The sequence below is a fragment of the Marinicella pacifica genome (genome assembly GCF_014636635.1).
In the GTDB taxonomy this organism is placed as follows: Bacteria; Pseudomonadota; Gammaproteobacteria; order Xanthomonadales; family Marinicellaceae; genus Marinicella; species Marinicella pacifica.
In genome coordinates, this window is the sequence record NZ_BMEO01000005.1 from 179,533 (window position 1) to 196,381 (window position 16,849).

Genomic DNA, 16,849 nt, shown 5'->3' on the forward strand with positions numbered 1-16,849 from the left:
TCTTTATGAGTCAGTTATTCAGCCAAAGCCGTTATCTCGTCAGCGCTTACCGCTATGACCAGTTACCTGAAGACAATGGTCAGGAAATTGCTTTTGCCGGCCGATCCAATGCCGGCAAAAGCACCACCATTAATGCCCTGACCAACCACAAAGGTTTGGCCAAAGTCAGTAAAACACCCGGCCGAACGCAATTATTTAATTGTTTTGAATTTGCCCCGAATCAGCGGCTGGTGGATTTGCCCGGCTACGGTTATGCCAAAGTGCCTGAAAAAATGCGCCAACACTGGCAAAAAGAAATTGATTATTACCTGATGAATCGTAAAAGTCTTATTGGGGTGGTGATAATTATGGACATTCGTCATCCGATGAAATCTTTTGATGAGCAGATGATTCACTGGGCGTATCAATCGGGTTTACACAGCCATGTGTTGCTCAACAAAGCCGATAAACTCAGCCGTTCCCAAATGACCAAAGCCTTACATACCACCCAAAAAAACATCGCCACCATCAGTGACAGCACCACCTGCCAGACTTTTTCGGCGCTGCGCAAAGAAGGTGCCGATGTTCTGTCCAACACGTTAACACCCTGGTTTAAATCAACCCATGCCTAATCAAAACTTGTTCGGCCTTATCAGCTTAGAATGTCAAAGTACGATAAAAACAACTCTGGACAAAATACAGGCCAGTGATTTGGGCGATCAAATGGCTGAAGAACTGAGCAGGGTGCTGCGTTTAACACCACAAACCGCTTTGGTGGTTGCGGCTGCCGCTTATCCCACCGAGGCTGTCTTAACATCAGGATTTACCCTGCACAATAATTTGTTGAAATACGCTTCGGCGGTTTTGCAAGGAGCGCAACAACAACACCGGGTACTGGCGATTGGCGCCCATCAGGGCACCATGCCCGAAGGATTGCAACCTGCTAAGAAATCGGCACCTTTAATGCATGTGCCATTTGTTCTTATCACTGAAGATGAAGCCGTCAGCCATCGTTTTGAAGAGACCTTACTGGACAAAGGCATGGTCTCACCGCCCACTTATCAGTTATTGACTGACTCTTTTCAAGCACAAATTGTGCATGCCAATTACATGACCCATCTGGATTTGATTGCCATGATGCACAACCATTATGATCAGGTGGGCATGCACCATTTATGGCAGGTGATTGAAACCGCTTTACTGGCGGATCAACCCCACATGGATTTACACCAAAACCTGCAAGCTTTTTATCTGCGCGGTGAAGCCGTTTTTATGCCCTTTTATACGCTTGATGACTTTGTTCGCGTTCATCCGGGCAGAAGCGAACAAGATTACATTAACTGGTTGATGGCACAACGTTTGGCGTCTGAAGTTTTTCAAAGTCATCAGCTTAACAGTCTTTTTTTCGATGCTGGACAATCAAACCAAGCGCCGAATGACGACAACCTCAAAAGTAGCTTAATCAAACACCCCTTTTATCACCGGCAACAAAGCTCAGAACAACGTCCCGAGCAACCGCAACTGGTGGATTATATGCACCCAACGGCCGGTTATGTATGGACGGTATTAACCGAGACAAGCGGACAACAGCACTGGTTTTATCCCTTGAACCCAAACGGCCAAAGCGCCATTGACCGGCACCTTGAAACCGAATTCAACAACTTGTACCAAATCGCCATTAAACACAAGCATCGCCTGGACGGGCGTTCACAGGAGTCCTCAGGATGTCATTAGACCCCCACAGTATTATCGAAAACCTCAATGAAACCCAGGCGCAAGCGGTCACCACAGATGCCCAGCATGCACTGGTGCTGGCCGGTGCAGGCAGTGGTAAAACCCGGGTTTTGGTGCACCGCATCGCCTGGCTGATTACCGCCGAATTTGTTTCGCCTTACAGCATTCTCGCGGTCACCTTCACCAACAAAGCGGCCGCTGAAATGCGTAACCGTGTCAGTCATATGCTGAACCGTGAGATTCGGGATTTATGGATTGGCACATTCCACAGCATTGCCTTGCGACTATTACAAATTAATAACGAGGCCGCCGGTTTACCACGCAATTTTCAGATTCTCGACAGCGATGATCAATACCGATTGATACGTCGCTGTTTGAGTGAACTGGAACTCGATGAAAAGCAATGGCCACCACGGACCGTACAGGCTTACATCAATGACCAGAAAAATGAAGGTTTAAGACCCGATGAAATCGATGATATGGGAGATTACAACACCGAAATCTTTTTAAAAGTTTATGGCCATTACGATGACCATTGCCGACGCGCTGGCTTGGTGGACTTTTCTGAAATGTTGATTCGCGCCCATGAATTGTTATTGGATAACGATGATCTGCGGGCTAAATATCAACAACGCTTTTCTCATGTGCTGGTGGATGAATTCCAGGACACCAACGCCATTCAGTCAGCTTTTATTCAGGTGCTGGCCGGTGACAAAAACAGCGTGATGGTGGTGGGTGATGATGACCAATCAATATATGCCTGGCGCGGTGCCCGGGTGGATCATATTCTGGATTTTCAAACCCTCTATCCCAAAGCCGAGCAATACAAACTGGAACAAAACTACCGCTCCACCCAAACCATCTTGGATGCGGCCAACGGTGTCATTGCCAACAACCAGAAAAGACTCGGCAAAAATCTCTGGTCCGCCCAGTCAAAAGGTGAAAAAATTCAGGTGTATGGTGCACACTCTGACTATGACGAAGCCTATTTTGTGGCTGAACAAATTGACCGGATGCTTTCCAACACCACAAAAGCCAATGAAATCGCCATTTTATACCGCTCCAACGCCCAGTCCCGTTTGTTGGAGGAAAATTTACTCAAACGCAGCATCCCTTATCAAATATACGGCGGACTGCGCTTCTTTGAACGCATGGAAATAAAGGATGTACTGGCCTACGCCCGTCTGGTCAATAACCGCCATGATGATCTGGCTTTTGAGCGGGTGATCAATACGCCCACCCGTGGCATTGGCCAGACCACTGTGAACCGCATTCGTAATCAGGCGCAGATGGATACCATCAGTTTGTGGCAGGCCGCCGCCCAACTAATGCAAAATGGCACACTCAGCGCCCGTGCAGCCGGTTCTTACGTACAATTTTCCGGCTTAATCGATGAACTCGAACTCAACAGCCGGGAGTACAGTCTGGCTGAACTGTTCAGTGACATCATTGAACGCAGCGGCTTAAAAGACCATTATTTAAAAGAACCACCTGAAAAAGCCCAATCCCGTTTAGAAAACCTGGACGAATTAATTAACGCTGCAGAAAGCTTCAGCCTTTCTGACGAAGAAAGTTCGCTGGGTTTAACGCCTTTGTCCGCTTTTCTGTCACAAGTCAGCCTCGATGCCGGCGACACCGATAACAATAACGAACCCCATGTGCAACTGATGACTTTGCATTCAGCCAAAGGCCTGGAGTTTCCTGTGGTGTTTATTGTCGGACTGGAGCAAGGCTTATTTCCGCATATTCAATCCATGGAAGACCCGGTGAAATTACAGGAGGAACGCCGTTTGGCCTATGTCGGCATCACCCGTGCTGAAAAACAACTGATTCTGTGTTATGCCACGTCACGGCGTATTCGCGGCAAGATGTCCGCCTGCCTGCCCTCACAGTTTCTGCGTGAAGTACCCAAGGAATTGATTAACCAAATTCGTGGCAACATCCACCCGCCAAAACCACAAATGAGCGGCTACCACCGCCCGGGTACTACCTTTAACCGACCCGGACAGGAACAGTTACCGTATCAAATCGGTCAGACCGTCCGCCACAGCCGTTTCGGTGAAGGTGTGGTCACCGATATGAACGGTAAAGGTGATTACCTGCAAGTCCTGGTGCAATTTAACGACGCCGGCCCCAAGGTTCTGGCCGCAAAATATGCCCAATTAGAAGTGCTCTAATGTTGAGCCCTCTATGCAAAACGATTGGTGGCATCCACCAGGGCTTTGGCAATGGATGGTTCAAAAGCGGAATGCCCGGCATCGGGGACAATCACCAGTTCGGAATTATTAAGTCGCTGATTGAGTTCATAGGCCGACTCCACCGGACAAATCACATCGTAACGCCCCTGGACAATAATGGTGGGAATATCGGCGATAATATCACAATTATCAAGCAACTGGTTCTCATGCTCAAAAAAGCCTTTATTCATAAAATAATGATTTTCTAAACGGGCAAATGCCAACGCAAATTCAGGCTCAGCGGTATCTTCAATATGCTGTAAATCCGGATACAAATGACAGGTAGAACCCTCCCACACAGACCAGCGTTCCGCCGCGGCTAATTGCACCGCCTTATCGTCACTAAATAAACGTTTCTGGTACGCCGTCATTAAATCATGGCGTTCATCTTCAGGGATGTGTTCATAAAAAGGCTGCCAGGCATCCGGAAATATTCGGCTACAGCCTTCCTGGTAAAACCACAACATTTCTTTTTCACGAAACAAAAAAATACCACGCAACACCAATTCAGTCACCCGTTGCGGATGGCTTTGGGCATAAGCCAATGACAGTGTGCTGCCCCAGGAACCACCGAAGACTTGCCATTGCTCGATATTCAGATGTTCACGAATCCGCTCCATATCCGCAATCAAATCCCAGGTGGTATTTTCTTCAACGCAAGCGTGTGGCGTACTTTGACCGCAGCCCCGCTGGTCAAACTGCACAATATAATATTTTTCAGGATCAAAAAACCGCAGGGTGTCTTCAGACGTACCGCCGCCCGGCCCGCCATGCACAAAAATCACCGGCTTTCCCTTCGGATTACCGGCTGTTTCCCAGTGGATGGTGTGGATATCAGAGACCTTGAGCTGACCGCTGTCAATTAATTTGGGAACCGGGAATAATTCTGCCATGATAGTTACCTGTGTTAAATCAATGTCTATTATACGCTGATCCATGCCAACACTAAACTGTCGATTTTTCATTGTCACATAGCGGTAATTTTACGTTACAATAAATTAAAACTCTCATGTAGTGAACTATGACACAAGAACGACCTGTTAACTTAACTCGCCTGGCATTAAAAATTCCGCCGGCTTTGCTGTTTATTATCTGGCTGGCCGCCATGGCTTCTGTGCGCTATATCTTTCCGGGATTGAACTATACTTTTTTTCTGACACCTTATATCGCCGGCTTATTTTTTATCCTGGGTCTGTTTTTGGTGTTGGCCGGTTTTTTTCATTTTAGAAAAGTACAAACCACCATCAACCCCAGACAACCTGAAAAAACCACCACCATTGTTACCAGTGGTATCTATCGTGTCAGCCGAAATCCGATGTATTTGGGATTTCTTATGTGGCTGATAGCCTGGGCATTTATGTTAGCCAACCTGGTGGGCTTTGTATTTCTGCCCTTATTCGTGTTTTATATGAATCGCTATCAAATTATCCCTGAAGAACGAATTCTGCTGAATCAATTTGGCGATATTTATTATCGCTATTTAAACAAGGTTGGACGTTGGTTGTAACAGAGGCCGCCGGTACATGATTAATCCGGTTAAAAAACCCCTGCATTTTTTTGTCAAGCTTGAGCGGCAAATCGCTTTTTATCCCAGTGTTCTGGCACTGGCCGGGTTATTTCTGGCCTTGGTGATGATGTATTTAGAGCAACTTGGCTTATCGCAATTAATCATCAAGCACGTCCCGATTGTCATGGTGCAAAGCTTTGAAACCGCACGAACTATCTTAGGAACCTTTATTGGTGGTTTTATTTCCATATTGGTGTTCAGCTTTTCTATGGTAATGATTTTACTGAACCAGGCCGCCGCTAATTTTTCGCCCCGCCTGCTGCCCGGTCTGGTCTCCAATAAAAAACATCAAATCATCTTAGGCATTTATTTAGCGAGTTTATTTTTCTGTCTGCTGGCCTTGATGCTTATCCAATCCGAAGGCAAAGAAGTCACCACACCCGGCAGTATGATTCTGATGGCGATATTAATGATGGCGACCTCTTTGACCGCTTTTATCTATTTTATTCATTCCATCTCAAAATCCATTCAGGTTGATCATATTCTGCATCGTGTTTATGAAGATGCCGCGCATCACTTTAATCACTTGCTTGAAAACAACAAAAACCTGAATGAATCGTCTGTTATCACAAAAGCACCGGCTGATTTTTCTCCGGTTGATAACTGGACTTTATACCGCGCCCAGACCAATGGCTACCTGAGTGCAGTCGATACTGGCGCACTACTTAAACTGATGCACAAAGATGACAACCAAATGCAGATTCTGGTCGGTCGCAGCTATTATATGTTGGCTGGCACACCGCTATTTAAAACCCGTAAAGCGGTGGAAGATGATTTAGCAAAAGATATACACAGACAATTTTTAATCGAATCTTCAGTATCGGTCAGCGACAATGAAGATTTAGGTTTTAAAGTAATTACTGAAATTGCCGTGAAAGCCATGTCACCGGGCATTAACGACCCGGGAACTGCGCTTACCTGTATCGATTACCTCACCCAGTTACTGGCGCTTCGCCTGCGCTATCAACCCCGGGAATGGTTTCAAGACGATGGCGATGAGGAAAGCGCCCCAGCCACACGTGTACAAATTAAAACCCTCGACTTTGAAGATTTACTGTTCCAAATTATGGCGCCGTTTCGCACCTATTGTGCCCACGATGTCCTGATTGTTCTAAAATTATTGTATATGCACACCAATTTATTGCAATTGGCACCCACCAACTGTCCTGAACAACGCAGCTTAATTAATAGCGCCCGATTACTGAGGACTCAGGCCAAACAAGAAATCTCCCAGGAGTTTGACCATCAACGAATCGATGCCATAGTCAAATCAATCGTGTCTTGAATGGTTATTTACCCACGTGTTAACTAAATATTCTAAGCCTTTCAGGAGTGAAAAAAAGCATTAGCCATCATTTTCGGGCTTTTCTAAAAGCATCCGCCATGGCACCACTGAAGGCACTGTCTGATTGGGATTGCGGGCGTTTATTGCGCTGTGCTGATTTTTTATTGGCTGCTTTGTTTACCCGTTTACCAGCCTCTTTCTTCGCACTGACTTGACTTGGCGCCTGTTCGGATTTGGCACTTAAGGCAATACGTTTTCTGGGTATATCCAACTCTAACACCCGCACCTGGATAATATCACCGGCTTTGACCACATCGCTGGGGTCTTTGACGAAGCGGTCAGCCAATTCGGAAATATGCACCAGCCCATCTTGGTGCACCCCGATATCCACAAAGGCACCAAAGGCGGTAACATTGGTAATAACACCTTCTAACCGCATGCCAGGTTTTAAATCATCCAGGGTATGGACATTGTCATCAAAACGGGCGGTTTTAAATTCACCGCGCGGATCACGTCCGGGTTTTTTCAGCTCTGCCAGAACATCCTTTATCGTATCAATACCAAACTGATCGTTGGCAAAATCCTGACCATTGATGTGATCCAGGACACCAACCTGACCCATGACGTTTTCGATTGGCTGTTTAACATGATTTAATATGTGTTCCACCAGAGGATAGGCTTCAGGATGTACGGCGGAATAGTCCAGGGGTTGATTTCCGCCGCGAATGCGCAAGAAACCGGCACATTGCTCAAACATTTTATCCCCCAAACGCGGTACTTTCAGCAATTCCTGGCGATTCGTAAAGCCGCCTTGCTTGCTACGATAGTCAATAATATTTTGCGCCACGCTGTCACTTACACCGGCCACATATTTTAAAATATCCGGTGACGCCGTGTTGAGATCCACACCCACGGCATTCACACAATCCTCGACGGTTGCCTGCAGGGCTTTGGATAGACGGCTTTGGTTAACATCATGCTGATACTGACCGACCCCGATGGCTTTGGGGTCAATCTTGACCAGTTCCGCCAGCGGATCTTGTAAACGTCTGGCAATGGACACCGCGCCCCGATATGACACATCCAAATCCGGAAACTCCCTGGCCGCTAATTCAGAGGCCGAATACACCGAGGCACCGGCTTCAGAAACCATTATTTTCTGCGCTTTGATGCCGTTGTTATTGAGCAATTCGGCTGCCAATTGGTCGGTTTCCCGTGACGCGGTGCCGTTGCCGATGGCGACTAAAGATACGTCATGTTTTTGACACAAGTCATTTAAAATTGCCAACGATTGATCCCATTGTTGTTGTGGTTTATGCGGATAAATAACCGCTTTATCAATCAGTTGACCATTGTGATCAATCACCACCACTTTAACACCGGTGCGATAAGCCGGATCAAGACCCATGGTGACGTGGTTTCCAGCCGGAGCTGCCAATAATAAATCTTTTAAGTTGCGGGCAAATATATCAATCGCCTCAGTTTCTGACTGTTGACGCAACTCAGTGGTTAACTGAAGTGATAGTTTCAAATGCAACTTCACTTTCCAGGCCATTTCCACAGTGCGCATCAACCATTCAGACTCTTTTGCCGGCCAACCGGTGTAATCAATAATTTGCCCCAGAGCCGGATGTATTTCTGTGTGTTCGTCCAAAATACTGGGATGGTCAATATTGAGGTGTAAAAAACCGGCTTTTTGGCCCCTTAATAAAGCCAGCATGCGATGCGAAGGTATTTTATTGACAGCTTCCTGGAAATCAAAATAATCTTTAAAAGTAGCGGCTTTCGGGTTTTGTTCAGCGTCTTTTTGGACTTTCGAAACAATCACCGCTGTTTGCTGCATCCAATCGCGCAACAACTGCACCAAATCAGCTTCTTCGGCGAGTTTTTCCATGGCAATCTGGCAAGCGCCGTCCAGGGCAGTTTCCACTGAATCAACCGCCTTATCTTTGTTTATATAGGCATTGGCCAATGTTTCAGGCGGCTCACCGGGCTGTTCAATAAGTTGTTGCAATAAAGGCGCTAATCCCGCTTCCCGCGCCATTTGTGCTTTGGTGCGGCGTTTTTTCTTATATGGCAGGTACAGGTCTTCCAGGCGGGTTTTGGTCTCTGCAGCCCATATTTGTTGTTTTAACTCCCCGGTTAACTGACCGTGTTCATCAATGGCTTTTAGTATGGTTTGACGCCGTTCGTTTAGCTCACGCATATAGCCAAGATGTTCGTCCAATAAGCGCAATTGTCCATCGTCCAGGCCACCGGTTATTTCCTTACGGTACCTTGCGATAAACGGTACGGTATTGCCCGCATCTAAAAGATCAATGGTTTTTTTTACATGCTCTGTTTTAGCTGCGATTTCGGTGGCCAATTGCTGAATCTGACCCGACGTGAGATCTTGTGTGCCCATGCGATTGTGTGATTTAAAAAATCGCGCATTTTAGCATGAAGATTAATGCGATTACATTTCGTGATATGATAAATCGGTTGTTTAATGAGACCAAAAATGAAACGATTTATATTAAATCCCTTGATGAAAGGCGCTCTGGTGGTGTTGCCGCTACTGGTTACCATCTGGATTTTATGGGCGGCCTTTGTGTGGCTTAACGGTATGGGAATTTCGGCCCTCACGGCCTTAAACCTCGAACAATTTATTTTTCCCGCCAGTGGCCTGATTCTTATGTTGGCGGTATTGCTTATCGTCGGTTTGATGTTTCAATTCAGTGTCATCAGCTGGTTTTATCAACGCATGGAAAAAGCCTTGCTGAAATTTCCACTGGTCAAGACGCTCTATGGTGCGGTCAAAGACCTGGCGAATATGTTTGACAACTCACAGCACAAAACCCAGCAGGTGGCACTGGTGGATATGAGCGACAATGGTTTAGGTCTGGTGGTGGGCATGATTACCACCGACAGTATTCCTCAGGTGGTAAAGGACCAGTGTGATAATGCCGATGATTTGGTCACGGTTTATTTACCCATGAGTTATATGGTTGGCGGTTATACGGTGTTTTTGCCCAGAAGCAAGGTTAAGCCGATGGACTGGACCTTTGAAAAGGCCATGCGTTTCGCCCTGACCGCCGGTGTTTCCCAAGACAAAGACGACGACCAACCTTTATTATAAAGAAGACTTGATTTGCTGGATCGCATCGGTCATGTCAAGATTGTTCAAAGTCTGCGCTTGCTTGTAATGGACTCCACAGAACCAGCCTATGCCTTTAGGATGACCAACCATTCGTGGCGGTAAGGGTTGATAATTTTTAAACCAAACTAAACCACCTGTGGACTCACTGTCAGAATCAAGGGTTAATCGTTTTTGGCAAATTTCACAAACAGGTGGCTTCATTGGCTAATGGTAACACCTATGATCATTGATTAATTTTTTCCAGAACGATTGCCATTCTTGTGGTGATAAAAAGTCATCCTCGCTTATTGCTTGCTTCACTAAACCAGTCTGACCGGACAGACAAAACGCATATAAAGGCTGTATATTCGGTTGATCTGAATTGGTTTTAAATTGTTGCACAAATGATGTGTTGACCCGCTCTCGCCATAATTCCAAATCTCGCCATATAAAAGGTACCACAGAATTTAAATAAACCTGCTTTTGAAAGGGTGGTAACACCATCGCAGCCTGGGCATTCCTGGCCAACAAAGCCGGTCCGATGTGGTCAGGCACCAGTAACAACGACCAATTATCCTGATCAACTGACTGTGCCATATCAGGCACCTGACTGACTAACTTTTTGGATATCTGTGAAGCGGCGATCCACTGTTGTAATACCAAACAGTGCATCCAGGTTGCCACAAGTAAAAAGCCCAGCATAACAAACCGGTAACTTCGCCGGGTTTCATACAGCATCGGCAAAGACAGCAAAGCCATTTGCCAGGGAATCACAATATAAAGTAAGCGCGCACCTGTACCTGATGATTCTCCAGGACCCACCTGTGTCAACAACGCCGTCAAAATAATCACAATACCAGATGCCACAAACAGCCACAGCCGTAACATCTGACGCTGTCTCGCTCGATAAAAACTATAACCATACAAGCCCAACATTAAAACAAGATAGACCCCACATAACATCAAATGATCAACAGCACCCAATAATGTATGCCTCAAAAAAGTTGGAAACGTTATGGCATGAGACATTATTCGTTCAAACAGGTCACCTGATTGCGAATAAACCTGGGTGGTTTGGCCAAAGATAAACCAGCGATAAACCAAATAAAGTCCCAACAAAATGATAAACAGCCCGCTTTCACGGCTGATAGTCATTAGACCATTCGGCTTCCCCCAGTGCCGAAAACAACTTAAACTGACCAACATCGGCACAATCACCATGGCCGATTCTTTGCTGAGTAATGCCAAAGTAAGAAAACATAACGCCCAAATACGTTTCTGTGACCAATAAGCATACAGACATAAAAACATAAAGGTTTGCACCAGCGCATCAAAACGACCGGCCACCCAGACGCTGATTTCAGGGGTTAAATGTGACAACAGAAATAAACAGGCTGTCACCGCAGCAAAGCGGGTGTCTAATTGATAACATCGAACTACTTTTGCAAGTAAAACATACAGCAAAACACCATTGCCAATGTGCCATAAAAGCTGAATCAGCTTATGTGCAAACGCCTGTTCACCCCAGAGCACATAATCACCACATAATGATGCAATGGCTAAGGGTCGAAACATAAATGAACCACCGGCTTCATTGGTACTGCGATAAAACATTGATAACAAACCATCGCTCATTTGATCGGCTTGCTGCCAACCATAGCAGTTATAAATCAGTGAAAAAGAATCACTGAGCAGCTGGCCGTTTATACTGCCCAGATGCATAAAAAAAAGATATGCAATGGTGCCGAGAATAAGCCAAGCTGAGGGCTGATTAAACCGCATATGTTTCACAGAAAATTCTTTATTCTATCACAGGACTTTAGTCGCCATTTGCAGTAACATAGTGCCTTTTTAAATTAACACAGACCATGGCAGAATATATTTACACCATGATGGGCGTGAGCAAAACGGTACCGCCCAATCGTGAAATCATTAAAGACATTTCTTTGTCCTTTTTTCCGGGTGCTAAAATTGGCGTCCTGGGCCTTAACGGGGCGGGTAAATCAACCGTTTTGCGAATTATGGCGGGCATTGATCAGGAATACAATGGCGAAGCCCGGGCCCAGCCGGGAATCAACATCGGCTATTTACCCCAAGAACCCGAACTGGAAGAAGACAAGACCGTGCGTGAAAATGTGGAAGCCGGTATGGGTGAGGTTAAATCTCTGTTGACCGAATTCGATGAAATCAGCACAAAATTTGCCGAGCCCATGAGCGATGACGAAATGAATGACTTACTGGCACGACAGGCAGAACTACAAGAAAAAATTGATGCCAGCAATGGCTGGGATTTAGACCGAACCATGAACATGGCAGCCGATGCCTTACGCTTACCGCCCTGGGATGCCACCGTGAAGAACTTATCAGGTGGTGAAAAACGCCGGGTGGCATTGTGTAAATTACTGCTGTCCTCACCGGATATGCTGTTGCTGGATGAACCGACCAACCACCTGGATGCGGAAACCGTGGCCTGGCTGGAACGTTATTTGCATGATTTTAAAGGCACCATTGTGGCTGTGACCCATGACCGTTATTTTCTGGACAACGCTGCCGAGTGGATTTTAGAGCTCGATCGCGGACACGGCATTCCCTGGAAAGGCAATTACAGCTCCTGGCTGGAACAGAAAGAAAAACGCTTAGAACAGGAAGCCAAGCAAGAACAATCGCACATGAAAACCATTAAACATGAGCTCGAATGGGTGCGCAGCAACCCCAAAGGACGCCGCGCCAAATCCAAAGCCCGGCTGCGACAGTTTGAAGAATTGCAGTCCAAAGATTTTCAAAAGCGCAACGAAACCAACCAAATTTATATTCCGCCCGGTCCGCGTTTGGGCGAACTGGTGATTGAGTTTGATCATGTCAGTAAAGCCTTTGGCGATAAATACCTGATTGATGATTTGTCTTTCAAAGTACCGCAAGGTGCCATTGTCGGTATCATCGGCCCCAATGGTGCCGGTAAAACCACTTTGTTCAACATGATTAACGGCACCGAACAGCCGGATGAAGGCAGCATTACCGTTGGCCCGACCGTGGAATTGGCTTATGTGTCCCAAAGTCGCGAAGATTTAAATTCAGACAAACAACTGTGGCAGGAAGTGGCCGATGGCGAAGAAGTGATCAAAGTCGGCAACTATTCAGTGCCGGCACGCGCCTGGTTATCGCGTTTTAACTTTAAAGGCGCCGATCAGCAAAAGCTGGTGAAGCATTTATCCGGTGGTGAGCGCAACCGCTTACAACTGGCTAAAGTACTGAAAATCGGCGGCAATGTTTTGATGCTGGATGAGCCCACCAACGATTTAGACGTAGAAACTCTGCGGGCGCTGGAAGAGGCGATTTTAAATTTTGCCGGTTCTGCGCTGATTATTTCTCACGACCGCTGGTTTTTGGACCGGGCGGCCACCCATATCCTGGCTTTTGAAAACAACTCTCAGGTTGAGTTCTTTGAAGGTAATTATTCAGAATATGAACAAGATTATAAAAGCCGCCACGGCAAAACCCTGCAACCTGAACGGGTCAAATACCGACCTTTAAAAAAATAAACACCGCGCCACAGCATGTATTGGCTGTGGCGTTGCTTTGATTTTTTGGGTGAGCGCAGTACAATAAAGTAAATCACCGGCTTTGTAATTATGCGTTTATTAACATTTTTTTTGGTGTCATTATTTTTTGGTGCGCATTTATGGGCCCAAGAAATGCCCCGGGCGTATGCTGATTTTAACCGTGATGATGTGATTCCTATATCACTGAGCACCTTAAAATCCGGCCATTTGAGCCTTAGTTTAGAGGGGCAAACCCTCCAACTGCCTGTTAACACCACCAAATCAGGTGCTAACACACAGCGTATTCAAAAAACCTTCCAATTTGGAGAAATTAACGCCACCATAGGTGGTGGTGGAATATTCGGTCAGTTACGATTAAACGACACCCGCTATATTCTCACCACAGAAAGCCATGGTATGTGGGCAGTCAAAATGCCACAAAATGCTGACTATAACAGCTGCGGTACGGAAAACCATACACCGAATAATCAATCACTTAACGCCAAAACCCTAAATAATTCACTACAGCACAAATCCACCGGAACGGTGATTGATGTGCTGGTGGTTTATGACCAAGCCATTGCCAATCGTTATCCCGGAGAATTATTGGAAGCCCGGGTTCAGCAGTACATCCATGTGGCCAACCAAAGTTACGCCAACAGCCAATTGGATTTGAGCCTGCGTCTGGTGGGTTTAAAACAAACCGGATACAACGCCAACAACGCCAACCAAACCCTGTTAACACATTTACAAAAAACCCTGGCCGGCACCGCCAGCTATCAAGGCCTGACAGACATACCTGCCTGGCGGGCAAACAGCGGTGCGGATTTGGTTGTTTTTTTACGCACACACGATATTTTAACCCGAGGTAATTGTGGCATTGCCTATTTTCCTGTGGGTGATGGTCAGCAGTTTAACGCTTCCTATGGGATCAATATCATGGCCGATGGCAGCAGTAGCTGGTCGATTTGCACTGACCAGTTAATGGTGCATGAAATCGGCCATAACCTTGGAGCCGGCCACCACAATGCAGCCCCACAATACCGTTTTCTGCCTGATGCGGCCGGTTTTGCCAAATTGGGACAGTATGGCACCATCATGGGCTCTTTTGGCACCGGCGATCCCAACCGGTTTTTAGAACTCAATTATTTTTCTAATCCCAATGTCCAATGTGGCGGCGATGCCTGTGGCATCATCGGGCAACGCAACAATGCGCATGTTATTTCACAATTACAAGGACCGGTCAGCAGTTACTTTCCAACGCAATCATCGGCGCCTTATCCCGTGACTTTATCACCGTCTGAAGAAGATTCCGATGGGGACGGTATCTTAGATCGCAACGACGAATTTCCTTTCGACATCACAGAAACCACAGACACGGATGGTGATGGCGTTGGTAATAACCGCGACAGCTTTCCGTCTGATGGGTCAGAATGGAGCGATTTTGATGGTGACGGCGTGGGTGATAACAACGACTTCGATATAGACGGTGATGGATTCCCCAATCATGCAGACGTTTTCCCCAAAAACCCTGATGAACATCAGGACAATGACGGCGACGGAGTCGGCAATAACCGGGATATATTTTCAAATGACCCGACAGAAACAACCGACACCGATGGTGACGGTGTCGGTGACAACAGCGATTTAGACAGTGATGACGATGAATATCCGGATGTCAATCCGGATAAGGAAGACATCCTGGTTATCAGTGTCAATAATAATCGAATCCTGCGCTTTGACGCCGAAACCGGTCGCAGTAAAGGCATTGAAGTGTTACCGCAAGACGGCCACCTCACCTTTCAATCCGATATGGTTTATGACCACCACGCCCATCGATTGATTTATACCACCGAAAGCCGGGTTAAATCCTTATCGGTTAGAAACCGAAGCCTCGCTTCAACCACACTCATTGAACCTTATGCAAACGATAAAACACAACTTAATTCCGGATTCCCGTCAGCCCTGGCTTATTTACCCAACCACCAACTCCGGGTAGCCAAAACCCGCACCACTGATAACCAACAAAGTCAGCATGATTATATGGCAGAATTTAGTGTACCTTTGGCCGGTCAGGCTGTTTCTATGCAACCACGATATATTCCAACTGATGAAGAAACCTTGACTGATTTTGCGCTACATAACAACACACTCTTCGCCTTAGGCACCAACATAAAACTTTATTCTGGTAACCTCAACAGCCCGCAATTGATCCCCTTAGGCCCAACTTCCCCCTATTGGCTGAAAGACAGCTATGCCCTGCTGGTCACAGATTCCGGTAATATACTTAATACCAAAAATGGACAAATATTCAAAACCGATGGCCACAGCGGTACGTTTATTGAATTATTCACTTCAACCACAACACTGGGGTATAAAAACTTGCGTGGCATCAGCCAGACCCGTGATGGTCGAATTATCGTCGCTGATTCAGAAAAAAACGCTTTGATACAATTTAATGCTGAAGGTGAATTTTTAGGTGAACTGGTGTCAGGCCAGGGACTGGATGGCCCGCATAGAGTCATCACAGTGCCTGCTTTAAAGGACCGTTTATATCAGAATCCTGATCGAGTTATCAGCCCCAACGCCGGAAACTGGTTTAATCCTGCCAGCTCCGGTCGCGGCTTCACCATTTTTGTATTTAATAAGCGCTTACAGGTTTTGTGGTTCACTTATGATCAAGATGGCTTGCCGATTTGGTATTTTTCTGCCGATATCCTCGATGAATTTCATTATCAATCGGGTCTGTTAAAAACCACGCAAATTTCAGACAGTGAAGTGGAGTTTGAACTGGTGGGTAACATTGAAGTTAATTTTCACAATGAACGTGAAGCCAGTATAAACTGGCAACTGCACGATCAAAGCGGCTCAGAAGACATCGAATGGCAACAATTTAGCTATGAACCGGAACAAGAGAATTATACCGGCATGTGGACCCGTGAAGATGCCCCCGGCTGGGGCGTAGCGATTGCCACCATCGGTGAGAAATCTGTTATCACACCCTACCTGTATGATGGTGCCGGTGAACCCAGATGGCTCAGCAGTGACATTGCTTTTGGCACCGGACCGTTACACTTTAATCTGGGCTTTTTTACCAGTCAATCCTTATGCCCCGGATGTGGTGGAACCCCTGGTGTTGAATTTGAAAAAGTGGGGGAAATGAGTTTTGATTTTAATCAAAATACCTGGCACAGTGTTATCAGTTGGCCGGCACCACTCAGTGGTGACTGGCCAATCACCGATACCCATATGGTTCGGATTTCTGATATACCACTTCGACCACGCTAAATAACCTTATAAAGACATGAATTTAATTATTTTGTTATTAAAATACTTGCTTTATAAATCCACTTCGCTATGATTTAACAATATTTTTACGATAACCCTGTT

11 protein-coding genes are annotated in these 16,849 nt (G+C 46.2%); 8 read left to right on the forward strand and 3 right to left on the reverse strand.

The annotated features are described in order from the left end of the window. Positions 1-5 precede the first annotated feature (5 nt). From yihA to uvrD, 3 genes are read left to right on the forward strand one after another with little or no spacing between them, the layout of a single operon-like run. On the forward strand, positions 6-611 hold the full coding sequence (gene yihA / locus IEV16_RS07810; protein WP_188365127.1) for a ribosome biogenesis GTP-binding protein YihA/YsxC: 606 nt from the start codon (positions 6-8) through the stop codon (positions 609-611). Beyond that, positions 604-1,713, forward strand: coding sequence for a hypothetical protein (locus tag IEV16_RS07815; RefSeq protein ID WP_188365128.1), 1,110 nt, complete (start codon positions 604-606; stop codon positions 1,711-1,713). The genes yihA and IEV16_RS07815 overlap by 8 nt, the downstream gene beginning before the upstream one ends. Beyond that, positions 1,704-3,890 (forward strand): DNA helicase II, encoded by a 2,187-nt coding sequence (uvrD, locus tag IEV16_RS07820; protein WP_188365129.1) that lies wholly within the window; start codon positions 1,704-1,706, stop codon positions 3,888-3,890. Before IEV16_RS07815 ends, uvrD begins: the two co-directional genes overlap by 10 nt. An 11-nt stretch (positions 3,891-3,901) precedes the next feature. Here the strand turns inward: uvrD and pip are convergent, their stop codons facing one another. Beyond that, positions 3,902-4,843: a prolyl aminopeptidase gene (gene pip / locus IEV16_RS07825; protein ID WP_188365201.1), complete on the reverse strand. Its 942-nt coding sequence runs from the start codon at positions 4,841-4,843 to the stop codon at positions 3,902-3,904. Positions 4,844-4,971: 128 nt separating this feature from the next. Between pip and IEV16_RS07830 the strand changes: the two genes are divergently transcribed. Continuing rightward, the gene (locus IEV16_RS07830; RefSeq protein ID WP_188365130.1) at positions 4,972-5,457 is read left to right on the forward strand and encodes a methyltransferase family protein; all 486 of its coding nucleotides are present in this window, start codon (positions 4,972-4,974) and stop codon (positions 5,455-5,457) included. A gap of 16 nt (positions 5,458-5,473) precedes the next feature. Beyond that, positions 5,474-6,802: a DUF2254 domain-containing protein gene (locus IEV16_RS07835; protein ID WP_188365131.1), complete on the forward strand. Its 1,329-nt coding sequence runs from the start codon at positions 5,474-5,476 to the stop codon at positions 6,800-6,802. Positions 6,803-6,869: 67 nt separating this feature from the next. On the opposite strand, the gene IEV16_RS07840 is transcribed toward IEV16_RS07835, so the two are convergent. Continuing rightward, entirely contained in the window at positions 6,870-9,206 is a 2,337-nt protein-coding gene (locus IEV16_RS07840) for a Tex family protein (protein ID WP_188365132.1), read from the reverse strand. A gap of 96 nt (positions 9,207-9,302) precedes the next feature. Here IEV16_RS07840 and IEV16_RS07845 point away from each other — a divergent pair, with 96 nt between their 5' ends. Then, on the forward strand, positions 9,303-9,920 hold the full coding sequence (locus tag IEV16_RS07845) for a DUF502 domain-containing protein (RefSeq protein ID WP_188365133.1): 618 nt from the start codon (positions 9,303-9,305) through the stop codon (positions 9,918-9,920). 225 nt (positions 9,921-10,145) lie between these two features. On the opposite strand, the gene IEV16_RS07850 is transcribed toward IEV16_RS07845, so the two are convergent. Next, on the reverse strand, positions 10,146-11,702 hold the full coding sequence (locus IEV16_RS07850) for a glycosyltransferase family protein (protein ID WP_188365134.1): 1,557 nt from the start codon (positions 11,700-11,702) through the stop codon (positions 10,146-10,148). 86 nt (positions 11,703-11,788) lie between these two features. Here IEV16_RS07850 and ettA point away from each other — a divergent pair, with 86 nt between their 5' ends. Together ettA and IEV16_RS07860 are read left to right on the forward strand one after the other, a co-directional pair. After that, a complete protein-coding gene (gene ettA, locus IEV16_RS07855) occupies positions 11,789-13,459 on the forward strand; it encodes an energy-dependent translational throttle protein EttA (protein ID WP_188365135.1) in 1,671 nt (556 codons plus the stop codon). A gap of 90 nt (positions 13,460-13,549) precedes the next feature. Continuing rightward, positions 13,550-16,747, forward strand: a complete 3,198-nt coding sequence (locus IEV16_RS07860) for a M12 family metallo-peptidase (protein WP_188365136.1) — start codon at positions 13,550-13,552, stop codon at positions 16,745-16,747. The last annotated feature ends 102 nt before the right edge of the window (positions 16,748-16,849 follow it).